13 protein-coding genes and 1 tRNA gene are annotated in these 14,814 nt (G+C 70.5%); 9 read left to right on the plus strand and 5 right to left on the minus strand.

The features are described from left to right. Nucleotides 1–29 precede the first annotated feature (29 nt). Nucleotides 30–1,148: a quinone-dependent dihydroorotate dehydrogenase gene (locus Q1N79_RS28925; RefSeq protein WP_300614265.1), complete on the plus strand. Its 1,119-nt coding sequence runs from the start codon at nucleotides 30–32 to the stop codon at nucleotides 1,146–1,148. Nucleotides 1,149–1,173: 25 nt separating this feature from the next. Here the strand turns inward: Q1N79_RS28925 and Q1N79_RS28930 are convergent, their stop codons facing one another. Next, complete coding sequence (locus Q1N79_RS28930) at nucleotides 1,174–2,316, minus strand: hypothetical protein (protein WP_300614267.1); 1,143 nt, start codon at nucleotides 2,314–2,316, stop codon at nucleotides 1,174–1,176. A gap of 298 nt (nucleotides 2,317–2,614) precedes the next feature. Between Q1N79_RS28930 and Q1N79_RS28935 the strand changes: the two genes are divergently transcribed. Genes Q1N79_RS28935 through Q1N79_RS28950 form a run of 4 tightly spaced genes read left to right on the plus strand, consistent with a single transcriptional unit; the run spans nucleotide 2,615 to nucleotide 7,356 of the window. Further along, the gene (locus Q1N79_RS28935; protein WP_300614269.1) at nucleotides 2,615–3,853 is read left to right on the plus strand and encodes a hypothetical protein; all 1,239 of its coding nucleotides are present in this window, start codon (nucleotides 2,615–2,617) and stop codon (nucleotides 3,851–3,853) included. 21 nt (nucleotides 3,854–3,874) lie between these two features. Next, nucleotides 3,875–4,990: a 5-methyltetrahydropteroyltriglutamate--homocysteine S-methyltransferase gene (locus Q1N79_RS28940; RefSeq protein WP_300614271.1), complete on the plus strand. Its 1,116-nt coding sequence runs from the start codon at nucleotides 3,875–3,877 to the stop codon at nucleotides 4,988–4,990. 8 nt (nucleotides 4,991–4,998) lie between these two features. Next, nucleotides 4,999–5,925, plus strand: a complete 927-nt coding sequence (locus Q1N79_RS28945) for an alpha/beta fold hydrolase (protein ID WP_300614273.1) — start codon at nucleotides 4,999–5,001, stop codon at nucleotides 5,923–5,925. A 21-nt stretch (nucleotides 5,926–5,946) separates the two neighbouring features. Continuing rightward, entirely contained in the window at nucleotides 5,947–7,356 is a 1,410-nt protein-coding gene (locus tag Q1N79_RS28950; RefSeq protein WP_300614275.1) for a 3-oxoacid CoA-transferase, read from the plus strand. A 315-nt stretch (nucleotides 7,357–7,671) separates the two neighbouring features. Here the strand turns inward: Q1N79_RS28950 and Q1N79_RS28955 are convergent, their stop codons facing one another. From Q1N79_RS28955 to Q1N79_RS28965, 3 genes are all read right to left on the minus strand, one after another. Continuing rightward, entirely contained in the window at nucleotides 7,672–8,592 is a 921-nt protein-coding gene (locus Q1N79_RS28955; RefSeq protein ID WP_300614277.1) for an amidohydrolase family protein, read from the minus strand. A gap of 133 nt (nucleotides 8,593–8,725) precedes the next feature. Beyond that, nucleotides 8,726–10,201: an FGGY family carbohydrate kinase gene (locus Q1N79_RS28960; RefSeq protein WP_300614278.1), complete on the minus strand. Its 1,476-nt coding sequence runs from the start codon at nucleotides 10,199–10,201 to the stop codon at nucleotides 8,726–8,728. Nucleotides 10,202–10,385: 184 nt separating this feature from the next. After that, nucleotides 10,386–10,877, minus strand: a complete 492-nt coding sequence (locus tag Q1N79_RS28965) for a hypothetical protein (RefSeq protein ID WP_300614279.1) — start codon at nucleotides 10,875–10,877, stop codon at nucleotides 10,386–10,388. A gap of 52 nt (nucleotides 10,878–10,929) precedes the next feature. Between Q1N79_RS28965 and Q1N79_RS28970 the strand changes: the two genes are divergently transcribed. The 4 genes from Q1N79_RS28970 (at nucleotide 10,930) to Q1N79_RS28985 (ending at nucleotide 14,647) form a co-directional block, all read left to right on the plus strand. Continuing rightward, entirely contained in the window at nucleotides 10,930–11,907 is a 978-nt protein-coding gene (locus Q1N79_RS28970; RefSeq protein WP_300614280.1) for a helix-turn-helix domain-containing protein, read from the plus strand. A 154-nt stretch (nucleotides 11,908–12,061) separates the two neighbouring features. Next, nucleotides 12,062–13,129: a DNA adenine methylase gene (locus Q1N79_RS28975; RefSeq protein WP_300614281.1), complete on the plus strand. Its 1,068-nt coding sequence runs from the start codon at nucleotides 12,062–12,064 to the stop codon at nucleotides 13,127–13,129. 2 nt (nucleotides 13,130–13,131) lie between these two features. Beyond that, nucleotides 13,132–13,971, plus strand: coding sequence for a hypothetical protein (locus Q1N79_RS28980; RefSeq protein WP_300614282.1), 840 nt, complete (start codon nucleotides 13,132–13,134; stop codon nucleotides 13,969–13,971). 532 nt (nucleotides 13,972–14,503) lie between these two features. Then, nucleotides 14,504–14,647, plus strand: a complete 144-nt coding sequence (locus Q1N79_RS28985) for a hypothetical protein (RefSeq protein ID WP_300614283.1) — start codon at nucleotides 14,504–14,506, stop codon at nucleotides 14,645–14,647. A gap of 37 nt (nucleotides 14,648–14,684) precedes the next feature. Here Q1N79_RS28985 and Q1N79_RS28990 read toward each other — a convergent pair. Then, nucleotides 14,685–14,758, minus strand: a tRNA-Val gene (locus tag Q1N79_RS28990). Nucleotides 14,759–14,814 lie beyond the last annotated feature (56 nt).

Here is a 14,814-nt window from a genome sequence, read left to right on the forward strand (position 1 = left end):
GCGTGCGGGGGAGGCTGGGGGCGAGGTGCTTGTACCGGGCGATTTACGCCGCCGTGCTGCGGCACCTGCCGCCAGAGGCGGCGCACGCCGTGGGGTTCTGGCTGATCAGGGCGGCGGCTTACGTGCCGGGCGGGGCCTGGCTGCTGCGGCGGTTCCTCGCGCCGCGGGATCCGGTGCTGCGGGTGCACGCGCTCGGCCTGGACTTTCCCGGGCCGCTGGGCCTCGCGGCCGGGTTCGACAAGGACGGGCGCGGCGTCGCGGGGCTGGCGGCGCTGGGATTCGGGTTCGTCGAGGTGGGCACGGTGACCGCGCGGCCGCAGCCCGGCAACGCCAAGCCGCGGATGTTCCGGTTTCCGGCCGAGCGCGCGCTGGTCAACCGGATGGGCTTCAACAACGCCGGCGCGGCGGCGCTGGCGGCGCGGCTGCGGGCGGAACGGCTGCGGGCGCAGCGCGACCGGCGCGGGCCCCATGGCCGCTGGCCGGTCGTCGGCGTGAACATCGGCAAGACCAAGGCGGTGCCTGAGGCGTCGGCGGTGGCCGACTACGTGACCAGCGCCCGCCTGGTCGCCGACGTCGCCGACTACGTGGTCGTCAACGTCAGCTCGCCGAACACGCCGGGCCTGCGCGACCTGCAGGCCATCGATAAGCTGCGGCCGCTGCTTCGCGCGGTCCGGGCGGCGCTCGACGAGGCCTCGCCGCGGCGACGGGTGCCGCTGCTGGTGAAGATCGCCCCAGACCTCGCCGACCCCGATATCGACGCGGTCGCGGACCTCGCGCTCGAGCTCGGCCTCGACGGGATCATCGCGACCAACACCACGATCTCGCGGGAGGGATTGCGCGACGGCGCCGCGGTGGCTGCCGCCGGGCCTGGCGGCATGTCCGGCGCGCCGCTGAAGGCCCGCGCATTGGCGGTGCTGCGCCGGCTGCATGCCCGGGTGGGCGACCGCCTCGTGCTGATCGCGGCCGGCGGCATCGAGACCGCCGACGACGCCCGGGAGCGCCTCGCCTCCGGCGCCACCCTGGTACAGGCGTACACCGCGTTCATCTACGCCGGCCCGCTGTGGCCGCACCGGGTGCAGGCCGGCCTGGCACGTCGCGCCCGCTCCTCGAGCGAATCTGGAACACGCGGGATACAAACCCACCAATAGGGGTGGGTTTGTATCCCGCATCTGTCTAGATGTGATACCCCTCGCTGGTCGCCGCCTGGTACGGGTTGGCGGCGGCCGTCACCCGGCCGACGGCGATCAGCGCCGCCGTCTTCCAGTACTCGTCGGTGATCGACCGGGCGATGCGCTCGGCGCGACCGGGGTCGGCGGCTGCCACCGCCTTAGCGACGTGCCGCAGCGCCGGCCCCTGCACGTGCTGGTCGGCGTTTGACCGGGCGATGCGCTCGGCGTCGGCGAGCAACCGGGCTGCCCGCTCGGGGTCCGCGGCTGTCACCGTCGCAGCGATGTCGCTCAGCACCCACGTCTGCTCGACCTCGTCGTTGACCGACCGGGCGATCCGCTCGGCGTCGGCGAGCAACCGGGCCGCGCGCCCGGGGTCGGCGGCCGCCACCGCCGCAGCGACGATGCGCAGTGCCCACGCCTTCCAGAACTTGTCTGTGACCGACCGGGCGATGCGCTCGGCGCGACCGGGGTCGGCGGCTGCCGCCCGCTCGGCGACGCGGGCCAGCGACCACGCCTGCTCGTCTTCGCCGGGGACCGACCGGGCGACGCCTTCCGCGTCGGCAAACAGCCGGGCCGCGCACCCGGGGTCGGCGGCCGCCACCGCCCCGGCGACGCCGCCAAGCGCCATTGCCTTCAGGGACTCGTCAGTGACCGACCGGGCGATGCGCTCGCCGCGACCGGGGTCGGCGGCCGCCACCGCCTGTGCGATGTCGTATAGCGCCCGCGCCTTCCGGATCTCGTCGGTGATGGACCGGGCGATGCGCTCGGCGCGATCGGGGTCGGCGGCCGCCACGGCTGTGGCGAGGCAGCCGAACGCCCACGCCTTCTCGTCCTCGCCGGTGACCGACTCGACCACGCGCTCGGCATCGGCGAGCAACCGGGCTGCGCGGCCGGGGTCGGTAGCCGCCACCGCCGTGGCGACGCCGCTCAGCGTCCACGCCTTCCTGGACTCGTCGGTGATCGACCGGGCGATGCACTCGGCGCGGTCAGGGTCGGCGGCCGCCACCGTCTCGGCGAGCTCGGTCAGGGCCAGTCCCTGCGAGTACTCGCGGGTGATCGACCGGGCGAGGCGTTCGGCGTCGGTGAACAGCCGGGCCGCGGCGTCCGGGACTCCCCGGACAGGTTCCGAGCCGTTCTCTGCCGCCATCGCTCGCCGCTCCATTCCCCGCCGTCTGCCACGGCCGGCTCCTCCGGCCCGCGTTCCACACCATTACCACGAACCGGGACAGAAGCGAAGAAGCTGCTCGCGACTGTGCACGTCCTCAGCCGGGGTGGTGGGCCAGTCCCGTGCGCCCTGGGAGCCCCTCAAGTGTGACTTTGGGCGCTGGCCGGCACCGTGATCCGACCACAAGCAGGGGGGAGGAAGTGTGTCCGCGGGGACAACGGGGGGGTTCGGCGGGCACGCGGCCTTGCCTACGGCCTGCCGATACATCAGGCTCAGTAGTGTGTCAGAGCAGACTATTCCCCGACCGCACGTCCCTGCCCCCGAGCCGGACCTGACGCCGGAGATCATCGTCGCCCGGGCAAAGGCGCTGATCCCGGCGGTTCGCGAGCAGGCGGATGAGGCGGAGCGGCTCGGCAAGCACACGCCCGAGCTCGATAAGAAGTTCACCGAGGCCGGCTTTTACCGCATACTGCAGCCCAGGCGGTTCGGCGGCTACGCCTTCGATATGCATACGTTCTGGCGGGTCATCATGGCGATCGCCGAGGGTGACGCGGGCACCGCCTGGGGGCTGTGCCTCGGCGCGCACCACGCGCAGGGCCTGGGGGCCTGGTTCCCCGAGGAGGGCCAGGTCGAGCTCTTCGGCCCCACCGGCGACTTCAAGTGCCCGCACCGGGCGGCCCCGATGGGCACCTCGACGCCCGTGGACGGCGGGTACATCGTCAAGGGGCAGTGGGACTACTGTTCCGGCGTCGGCCACGCCACGCACTTCATGTGCAACACGCTCGTCCCCGGCCGCGAGGCCGAAGGGCTGCTCACGATCTGCACGCCGATCGAGAACGTCACCGTCCTGCAGGACTGGGGCAACGGCAACATCATCGGGATGAACTCCAGCGGGTCCAACAGCGTGCGGGTGGACAACGTGTTCGTCCCCGAGCACTGCACCTGCTCAGGGGACTGGACGCACAACACCGACAAGGCCGCGCCGGGCATGTACCTGCACGAGAACCCGGTGTTCTGCGGCCGGATCTACGCGATGTACCACATCGGCCTGGTCATCCCCGTGATCGGCGCGGCCAAGGGCGCGCTGTATGAGTACGAGAACATCCTGCTGACCAAGAAGACGTACTTCGCGCCGCAGGTCCCCCGGTACACGGTCGAGGAATACCAGCGCCACTACGGGCAGGCGCGGGCGGACATCGACAGCGCCGAGGCGATCATCATGCAGATCGGCCTGCGGTACAACGAGCTGGCCGAGCGCTGGTATCGCACCGGGGAGCCGTTCACCCGCGAGGACGACGCCGAGATGTACTCGATGGTTCAGGTCGCCGCGCGGCTCGCCAGCCAGGCCACGACCGAGCTGTTCGCCGCGGCCTCGTCGTCTGCGGCCAAGCGCGGCGCCGCGATGCAGCGGCACTACCGGGACATGTCCATGTACCTCGGGCACATCTCCGCCAGGCACGACATCATCTCCGCCGAGGTGGCGCGCATGCACTTCGGGCTCAAGGACGGCCTGTTCTAGTCTTCTAGGGAGAAAGACTCCATGGCACGACGCGTTACCCCCCCGTTCCGCGCCGATCACGTCGGGAGCCTGCTGCGGCCCGCCGCGCTGCACGCGGCGCGGGCGGACTTCGCCGCGGGCAAGATCACCGCCGGCGACCTGCGGGCCGCCGAGGACCGCGCGATCGCGGAAGCGGTCGAGCTCCAGGAGGGGGCCGGCCTGCAGGCCGCCACCGACGGGGAGTTCCGCCGCGAGCAGTGGCACTCGGACTTCGTCTACAGCCTCGGCGGCGTCGAGCGGGGCGCGCTCTCCCCGGTGGCGATCCCCGTGTACCGCAAGGACGGGCAGCTGTCGTGGCAGCCGCACGCCACCGCGATCACCGGGAAGGTGCACCTGGCCGAGCCGGTGTTCGGCGAGCACTTCCGGTTCCTCGCGCGGACGGTCACGACGGCGACCCCGAAGCTCACCATCCCCTCCCCCAGCATGGTCCACTTCCGGGCCGACCTGTCCGCAAGCCCGTACACCGACGACGACGAGTTCCGCGCGGACGTCGCCGCGACCTACGCCGCCGAGGTCGCCGAGCTGTATGCGCTCGGCTGCCGCTACCTGCAGCTCGACGACACGCTCTTCGCGTTCCTCAACGACCCGGCGTGGCGGGCGAACGCGGCGGCCTCCGGCAGCGTCGACCCCGACCGCCAGCACGAGACCAACGTGCGCGTGATCAACGACGTGCTCGCGGGCAAGCCCGCCGACATGGCGGTCACCGTGCACATGTGCCGCGGCAACTACCAGTCCGCGTGGTTCTCCTCCGGCGGCTACGACTTCGTGGCCGAGGCCGTCTTCGGCGGGCTGAACGTCGACGGGCTCTTCCTTGAGTACGACGACGAGCGGTCAGGGACGTTCGAGCCGCTGCGGTTCGTGCGCGATGACCAGGTCGTCGTGCTCGGGCTGGTGACCAGCAAGACGCCGGAGCTCGAGCCGAAGGACACGCTCAAGCGCCGCGTCGAAGAGGCCGCCAAGTACGTGGACATCGACCGGCTCTGCCTGTCGCCGCAGTGCGGCTTCGCCTCCACGGTGGAGGGCAACGCGCTCACGATCGAGCAGGAGCGGGCCAAGCTCGAGCTCGTGGTACAGGCCGCCGAAGAGATCTGGGGCTAGGAGCGCCGATGGAACCCCTGGTGATCGCCGAGCAAGGGCACTTCTTCACCGGGCTGCGGGAACACGGCGGACCGGCCGGCACGAGCGTGTACGGGACGCATGTGCAGTATCAGGCGCCACCGTCCGTTCGGGACAATCTGATCCTCGTGCATGGGGGCGGCGGTCAGGCGCTCGACATGCTCACCACCCCGGACGGGCGGCCCGGGTGGTCGACCATCTTCCTGCGCGACGGGTTCGCGGTGTACACCGTGGACCGGCCGGGGCTCGGGCGCTCGCCGTTCCACCCGGACATCTACGGGCCGATCGGGCCGCCGGCGTCGTACGAGGGGTTCGTGGCGACGTTCGCCGCGCCGTCGCCGCCCGGGCTGCCCGAGCACACCCAGTGGCCGGGCAGCGGCGACAGGGACGACCCGGCGCTCGCGCAGTTCCTGGCCTGGCAGGAGCCGTTCCCGCCCGACCTCGTGCGGGCGCACGAGGACATGCGGGTCGGGGCGGTGGCCCTGCTGGACAGGATCGGGCCGTCGGTGCTGCTCACGCACTCGTTCGGCGGCGCGTTCGGGTGGTTCGCGCTGTCCGAGCGGCCGGACCTTGTCCGGGCGCTCGTGGCGATCGAAACGTCGGGGCCGCCGTTCCTGAACCACCCGGTGCTCGGGGAGTTCAGCTACGGGCTGACGGCGCTGCCGGTCTCGTTCGGACCCGGTGGCGATGACGGCAAGCTCGGCGGCATTCCCGTCGCCGTGGTGTCGTCGCCGTGCTCTGGCTTCGAGCCTTCCTGCCACGCGACCGCCGACTACCTGCGCGAATGCGGCGCGGACGTGACCGAACTGCGGCTGGCCGACGCAGGTCTGCACGGCAACGGTCATGCCATGATGCTGGAAAAGAACAACGTTGAGGTCGCGGCGCTGCTCACCGACTGGATCGTCAAGCACACGTGAGATACGGAGGACCGACGGGACATGAGCAAGGTGATGGCGTCGGCGGCCGAGGCCGTCGCTGACATCGAGGACGGCGCGAGTCTCGGCATCGCCGGGTTCGGCCTGTCGCACCGGTATCCGTCCACGCTGATCTCGGCGCTGGCCGAGAAGGGGACCAGGGGGCTGACCGTGTACTGCAACGGGCTCGGCCAGCCGGGGTTCCCGACCGGTCACCTGCTCGCGGAAAACCATCAGATCGCCCACCTGATCACCTGCTTTTCCGCGCGGCCCGGCGTGGTCTCCGAGGCCGAGAAGCAGATCGAGGCCGGGGAGATGACGCTGGAGATGGTGCCCCAGGGCACGCTGGTCGAGCGGATGCGGGCCGGCGGCGCCGGGCTCGCCGCGGTGTACACGCCGACCGGGTACGGGTCGCAGATCGCCGCGGGCAAGGACATCAGGTACTTCGACGGCAAGCCGTACGTGCTCGAGCGCGCGATCACCACGGACTTCGCGTTCGTCCGGGCCCAGCGGGCGGACCACTTCGGGAACGTGGTGTTCCGCGGCGGGTCGCAGAACTTCAACACCTCGTTCGCGAAGGCGGCGCGGGTGACGATCGTCGAGGCCGAGGAGGTCGTGGAGACCGGGACGATCGCGCCGGAGGCCGTGGACCTGCCGGGGGTGTTCGTCACCCGGGTGGTGCCGATCACCGTCCGGATGGACATCAAGAACCTGCCGCAGCGGGTCAACCGGCCGGCCTCGTCGGCGAAGGAGTACTTCGGCAAGCCCGCGCTGACACGGGAGCAGATCGGGCGGCGGGCGGCGGCGCTGCTGCCCGACGACGCCGTGGTGAACCTCGGCGCGGGGCTGCCGGTGCAGGTGGCGAACTGGGTGCGGGAGCGGCCGGTCGTCCTGCACGCGGAGAACGGCCTGCTCAACTACGGCGGGTTCGCGAGCCCTGACGAGCTCGACCCGGACCTGCACGACGCGGGGGGCATGTTCGTGACGGTCCGCGCCGGGACGTCGTTCTTCGACTCGGTGACGTCGTTCGAGATCGCGCGCGGCGGGCGGCTGTACGCGGTGATCCTGGGGACGTACCAGGTCGGCGGCAACGGCGACCTGGCCAACTGGTCGGCGCCAGGGATGATCGGCGGCGGCATCGGCGGCGCGATGGACCTCGCGGCCGGGGCGCAGCACGTGTTCGTGACGCTCGAGCACACCGATTCGCGCGGGCGGCCCAAGCTCGTGGACAAGTGCGATCTCCCGCTGACCATGCCGAACTGCGTGGACGCGATCATCACCGACCTCGCGCTGCTGCGCCGCGCGTCGCGCGCGGAGCCGTTCACGCTGGAGGAGATCGCGGCCGGGTTCACCGTCGATGAAGTGCTGTCGCTGACCGGGATGACCGTGACGGTCGCCGACGACGTGCGCGTGCTGCAGGAGTCGTGGCGCTGAGCGGCGTGCGCGCCTGCGCCTGCTAGGCGGGCCTGCTAGGCGGGGGCGTGAGCGCCTGCTTGGCGCGCCTGCTAGGCGCAAATGCCGGGGAGTTGAGGCAATTGGGCCATTGGCGCAGCCGGCCCGATACAGCCGGGCCGTTGGCGCAGCTGGCCCAGTCAGGGATGTCGGGGTAGCCGGAGGCACCAGGTACGGCGACAGCCACAACACCACCGGCGAGCCCGGCGACCTAGCGCCCCTACCGAGGCGAAAGGAGGACACGCCGACGACGGTCCCCGACCACTGCTCCCGGACCTTAACTCCCCGGCATTGCTGCTAGGCGGGCTTGTCGAGGCCCAGCAGGCGGATCGCGTTGTTCTTGAAGATGCCCGGCTTGACCTCGTCCCTGATCGCGGTCTTCTCCAGGTCCGACATCCACCGCTCCGGGGTGAGCACGGGGAAGTCCGTCCCGAACAGCACCTTGTCCTTCAGCAGCGTGTTCGCGTACTGCACGAGGATGGGCGCGAAGTACTTCGGCGACCACCCGGACAGGTCGATGTAGACCTGCGGCTTGTGGGTGGCGACGCTTAGCGCCTCCTCCTGCCAAGGGAACGACGGGTGCGCGAGGATGATCGGCATGTCAGGGAAGTCCACGGCCACGTCGTCCAGGTGCATCGGGTTGGAGTAGGCGAGCCTGATGCCGCCGCCGCCCCTGGTGCCGGCCCCGGCGCCGGTCTGCCCGGTGTGGAACAGCGCGGGCAGCCCGGCCGCCTCGATCACCTCGTACAGCGGGTAGGCGGCCCGGTCGTTCGGGTAGAACGCCTGCGCGCTCGGGTGGAACTTGAAGCCCTTGACGCCGTAGTCCTCGATGAGCCGCTTGGCCATAGCGACGCCCTCGGCGCCGCGCGCCGGGTCCACGCTGCCGAACGGGATGATGACGTCGGCGTTGTCCCTGGCGCGCTCGGCGATCTCCTCGCTGGTGGACCGCGCCGGGTCGGCCGGCTGGTCCTTGACGTCGATCGTGAACGTGACGGCCGCCATGTGCCGCTCGCGGTAGTACGCGGCCAGGTCGTCAACGGTGAACGCGGCCGCCGCCGTCCTGAAGTAGGCGGCCATCGCGGCCAGATGCTCGTTGCCCTCCGGGTCGTCCGACGGCGCGTTGACGGACCGGTGCACGTGCGTGTGCACGTCAATCGCGACCAGGCTGTCGATGTCCATCGATGCCGGCCGCGCCGAAGATTCATGCTCCAGGCTCATACACGATTTCCTTGCGCTCAATCCAGATGGGAGCGATTATCGCAGCAGCCTTTGCCCGCGTCACTGTCCGATCAGCGTGCCCCGTGCGGGCAAACCTGGCCTTGTTACCGCGTCATTAGCTCCGCTAGGGTGTTTAGTTCGCGGCTACAAATATTCGATTGAGGAAACGGCCGTAGCCGGCGCTCGCCGCGTCCGGCGCCGCGGGAGTGATCACGTCCGGCTCCTCCCCCGAACGGTCCCAGGCTGCTCCCTCCAGCAGCGCTCCTGCCGCCGCGGCGGCGACCTGGGCGGCGCCGGTCGCGCTGAGCCAGGTCGTGCTCGCCGGGCGCAGCGGCAGGCCGAGCACGTCGGCGAGCAGCTGCCGCCAGGCCGGGTGGCGGGCGCCCCCGCCGCCGATGACGACACTGCGCGGCTCGTGGCCCGCGGCGCGCAGGTCCGCGAGCCGCGCCCGCAGCAGGAACGCGACCCCCTCAAGCGCGCCGCGCAGCAGGTCGTCCTTGCGATGGGCGAGGGTAAGGCCCGCCCACGCGCCGCTCGCCGGCGCGTCCCAGCGCTCTTGCGTCAGGTAAGGCAGGAAGAGCGGGGTATCGGCGCGCCACGGCCGGGCCGCGGTGTCGTACAGGTCCTGCCAGGAGACGTCGAGGAGGGCTCTTACCCAGTCCAGTGTCACCCCGACGTTCTGCGCGGGAGCCAGCTGGTAGAGGCCGCCGCCGACGGCACGGAACACATTGGTGTTCGGCGCGGGATGGAACGCGGCCGCGGGGACGGCCCACTGTCCGCCGGTGCCCAGGGTGAGCAGCGCGGCGTCCGCGGGCGGGTTCGCCGCCAGCAGCGCGGCCGCGGTGTCCGCGGCGCCGGTCGCGACGGGGATGCCGGGGGTGAGCCCCAGGTGGGCCGCGGCGGCGGGCAGCAGGCGGCCGGCGAGCTGGGTGGGCTCGCGGATGTCAGGCAGCTTTTCTCCCGGCAGGCTCAGCGCTGCGATGACCTCCGTCGCCCAGCCGCCGCGGGTGAGGTCGAACAGCAGCGTGCCCGACGCGTCGGTCGGGTCGGTCGCGGCCGCGCCGGTCAGCCGCAGCCGCAGCCAGTCCTTCGGCTGCAGCGCCCAGCGGGCGTCGCGCACGGTCGCCGGCTCGTGCCGGGTCAGCCAGCGCAGGATCGGGCCGGCCATGCCCGGTGACGGCTGATTGCCGAGCGGGCGAGTGAGCCGCGCGGGCAGTTCGCGGTAGGCCGCCGCCTCCGCGGCGGCGCGGCGGTCCAGCCACAGGATGGCGGGGCGCAGCGGGACGCCCGCGCGGTCGGTGAGGACCACGCCGTGCATCTGGCCCGCGACGGCGATCCCGGCGACCTCGGCGCGGGCGCCGCCGGCGGCCGCGGCGGCGAGGGCCTCGCGGACGGCCCCGGCGGCGGCGCGCCACCAGTCGGCGGGGCCGGTCTCGGCCTGCCCGGCAGCCGGCACGGTGACCGGATACTGCGCGCGGCCGCGCCCGAGGACGTGGCCGCCCGGGGTGCCCCGGGCGCCCGGGGCGCCTGGGCTGGTCAGCAGCGCCTTGAGCTGGCTGGTGCCGAGATCGATGCCGAGAAACGCGGGTCCTACAGTCGATGATGACATAGAGTTATTTGACGATTGCTCTGCGTATCGATACGCTACGCATCGGGCCGATTACACAACGGCATATCCGGCCGTTCCGGACATCGTCTCACGGAGTACACCATGACTACGAGCACACACCCCCGCCGCGCCGGCGATACCTGGACCAGGCGCCCGGTTCGGGACGACACCTGGACCTAGCGGACTACGCCGCGTCGGTGAGCGGCAGGGCCGGGTCGAGCTGGGATATCGCGGCCGCCAGCGCGGCCGCCAGGGTGAGGCGGCTGTTCTCGTTGTACACCGGGCCGGCGGCGTCGGTCAGCAGCACGCTCGCCATCGCCACGCCGCGTGCCCGCACTGGCAGCGGGGCGACCAGCTTCGTCGTGAGCTCGCGGATGGCGGGCGCGGCGGCGGCGATCCGGTCCGCGCAGATGAACAGCCTTCGCTCGTCCGTCGCGTTGGCGCAGGCGACCCGCAGCAGGTGGTCCCAGTCGCCTGCCATCTCCCGGCGCAGGCGCAGCGACACGATCTCCTGAGCGCGCGCGGCCCGCAGCACGCTGGATTCCGGCACGGCGCCGGCGGCCAGCTCGCCGTCCAGCCGCCCGCCGAACGCCCGGGCCAGCACCCGGTCGGCCAGCCGGCGCGGCCGCATGACGAGCGGATCACCGAGAACGAGGATGCTCTGTTCCGAACGCATGGCACCAGTCTCAGCCGCGCCGTCGGCCGTCAACAGTGGCACAATTGACATGGTGCACGACAAAACTGCCACGCTTGCGCCCGGGGTCGCTGTGCTGGCTTACGACGGACTGTCGCTGTTCGAGTTCGCCGCGGCGTGCGACGTGTTCGGCACCGACGTCACCACGGGTTCCGGGCGCCCGCTGTACCGCCTGTCCGTCTGCGCTGCCACTGCGGCGGTCACCACCGACGCCGGGTTGCGGATGGAGATCCCCTGCGGCCTGGACGCGCTGCACACCGCGCAGACCGTCGTGGTGCCGCCGGCCTCGGCCCCCGGCGCGGTCCCCGGCGCGGTGCTCGACGCCCTGCGGCTGGCCCGGTCGCGGGGACGGCGCGTGCTCTCGCTGTGCACGGGCGCGTTCATCCTGGCTGCCGCCGGGATCCTCGACGGGCACACGGCGACCACGCACTGGTCCGAGTGCGCTGAACTGGCGCGCCGGTATCCCCGGGTCCGGGTCGACCCGGGGGTGCTTTACGTCGACGAAACGGACCTGCTCACCTCCGCGGGGAGCGCGGCCAGCCTGGACCTGTGCCTGCACGTGGTGCAGCGGGACTACGGGACCGAGATCGCCGCGCGGGTGGCCAGGGACCTCGTCGTCCCGCTGCACCGGCCGGGCGGGCAGGCACAGTACATCGAGACGCCGATGCCCGCCGTCGGCGACGGCGACCTGTTCGCGGCCACGATCGGCTGGCTGCGGGAGCACCTGGACGAGCCGGTGACGGTCAACGAGCTGGCCGCGCGCTCGGCGATGAGCCCGCGCACGTTCGCCAGGCGGTTCCTGGCCAGTACCGGGACGACCCCGCTGGCGTGGCTCGTGCGCGAACGGCTCAGGCTCGCCCAGCGGCTGCTCGAAACCAGCGACCTGCCCATCGACCTCGTCGCGCGCAAGAGCGGCTTCGGCAGCCCGGACAACCTGCGCAAGCACTTCCACCGGGCGCTGCGGACCAATCCGCAGGCATACCGCCGCGCCTTCTGCGCCCCCGCGGTCTGATCCCGCGCTGCGGGCTCGGTCAAATCTGCTGACCCCAGGCCAGGCGTAATTGTAACGCGCCACGCGGTGTCCGGGCCAAGTTCCCTGGAAACGTCGTAGGCACCCGATAGCGTTCGTTGGAAGGCAGCACGGGAGGTCTACAATCGTGTCCACGGTGGATCTGGCGGCGGTGCCGCTGTTCGGCCATCACTTCGACGCGGCAGCGCTGACGGCTGCTCTGTATCCACGCATCCGGTACATGGGCAGCAAGTACAAGCTGCTGCCCCATCTCGCTGAAGTCTTTGCGGAGCTAGGTGGCCAGACCGCACTAGACGCCTTCTCTGGCTCGGGGGTGGTGTCCTACCTGCTGAAACGACAGGGATTCTCGGTCACGGCGAACGACATGCTCGGATTCCCAGGCGTGCTAGCGAGCGCGGCGGTGGTTAACAATTCGACCCGGCTCACGGCAGCCGATGTCGCGCGCATAACCGGCCCGGCGGCTGACGACCGTGATTTCATCCGCAAGACCTTCACCGGTGTCTTTTTCGACCCGGGCGACCTCGCGTTCCTCGACTCGGCGTGGTCGCACATCTGCGTGATGCGCGGGCACGAGCGAGCGCTCGCGATCAGCGCTCTCGTATTGTCGGCGGCCCGGAAGCAGCCTCGCGGCGTCTTCACGATTTCCGGCGACCTCAGCAGCTATGACGACGGCAGGCGCGATCTGCAAATTTCCATGCGGGACCACTTCGTCGAGCATGTGGACGACTATAACCGCGCGGTGTTCTCAGGTCCGGCGGCACGGGTAACCCGGCAAGAGGCGTCGCAGGTGGAGGCACGGCCATACGACCTTGTGTACCTCGATCCCCCGTACGCCCCACCGAGCGACGACAACTGCTACATCAAGAGATTCCACTTCCTCGAAGGGCTGTCGCGGTACTGGCAGGGCGACACGCTGATGATGGGCACGCTCACGAAGAAGCTGCCGAAACTGGTCACGGGTTTCAGCAATAAGCGAACGATCGTCGAAGCATTTCGCGACACCTTCAAGCGGTTCGCCGACGCGGGGGCGATCGTCTTGTCCTACGGTTCGAATGCTCTGCCTGACAAGGAGACGATCACGACCTTGCTCCTGGAGGTGAAACGGGACGTCGAAGTGCGCGCTATCCCGCACACTTATCATTACGGCACTCACCAGGCGGCCGCACGCCGGTCGGTCGACGAGTACATCTTCATCGCGCGGTAGCCGTGGCGATCCCCACCTACGATGAGTATGTCGCCACGCTTAGCCGTCTTACCGAGCATGTCGACCCGACCACTTCAACCCCTGAGGCCGCAGCAATCAAGATGGCTGCCGATTCCTTGGCCGTGCTGGACTCACTCGACAAGATCGCGCTGGAACGATGGACTCGGGAAAACCCGCAGGCCGTTCCCGTCCTTGGCCTCACGGTAGGGCTGTCACAGGAGAAGTTGAAGAACGCGCTGAAGCAGCACATGGGGACGACAGGCTGGGTGACAGCCGCGAGAGAGCGTCCGGGCGAGATCGTGGCGATGCTTGACTCGCAGTTCGGCCTGGTGGAAAGCCTGAAAGCGCAGATCAGCCGCACCTACAGCTTTGGCGATGTGCTGGTCGCTCGTGCCGGGGCTCGGGTGACGGCCGTGTCCGCGTCGGCCTCCGGCCGCGTTCTTGAGGACCAAATCGAGGCAATCGCCGTTGAACTGGGACTGACCTACGAAACCCGAACGCGCTTCGAGGGGCGGTTCGGCAGGACGGCACCGTGTGACCTTGCGATACCGGCTGGCGGCGCTGCGGCGCAGGTCGTCGTGGCGGCCAAGGCGTTCGACTCGACCGGCTCGAAGCTGACCGACGCGGTGCGCGAGGTCGAGGAGATGGCCGAGGTACGCAAAGGCAGCCAGACCGTCATGGCAGCCATTGACGGCGTCGGCTGGCTCAGTAGGGCAAATGACCTGCGAAGGATCTACACGCTGTGGGCCAACGGCGAGATCGATGGCATGTATACAGTCTCGACACTCGACAGGTTCAAGGCTGACCTGCAGGACGCAGCCCGATTCAAGAAGTTGATCTAGCTGCACGATCGGCTAGTGAGCCGGCCGTGAGTTCTGCGGTCACCACGTGAGCGGTCTTCGGTCACAGAAGGTGCCAGCCGTGGCCGTTGGCCCCTTTGCGGCGCAGGGCAGGTCACGGGTCAACCCCGCCAGCGGCGGCCACATAGCCGACATTTCCCCGTCCAGCCGTGAACCACCTCCCGGAAACCGCCCATGGACCATGATCACGGGTCAAACGGGACCGCCCGCGGCCACCTCCGGCCCATGATCATCAAGCGCATCCCCCGGGCGGGCACGCCAGCGGCACGGGCGGCAGGGGACGGCGGGGGGTCACGGCCGGGCACAGATCCGGCTCATCCGCGGGCACCCGCGCCGGGCAGCCGCGACCGCCGCGCGCAGATGCCTGAGCCAAGCCTCATGCCTCATCCCCGGGGCAGTTAATTCAGGCATCCCGCCGGGCGCGTGACGCGGGCGGCGCAGGGTGCACGCGGGGCCCGGCGGCGGGGGAAACCGCAGTGCGGCCGGGGCGGCCGATATGCCCAATGTGCCTGATGTGCCCGAGACGCTCGAGACGCCCGAGGCAGCCGAGACAGCGTTCTACGCGGTCTACCGGCACATGCTCTACCCGGAAGTCAACCAGACGACGGCCACGATGAACTCCGTCTTCGGAGGCGGCCCGCCGCCTAGCCGGACATGACAAGGCCCCCCGCCAGCGCAGGGGGCCTTTCGTGTTGTGGGCGGTAGAGGGTTTGAACCTCCGACCCCCACCGTGTCAAGGTGGTGCTCTCCCAGGCTGAGCTAACCGCCCCTGGATGCTGCGAAGCCTACCAGGTACGCCTGCGCCATCACGCCCATGCGCTCGTA

The organism is Trebonia sp. (assembly GCF_030042015.1).
In the GTDB taxonomy this organism is placed as follows: domain Bacteria; phylum Actinomycetota; class Actinomycetes; order Streptosporangiales; family Streptosporangiaceae; genus Trebonia.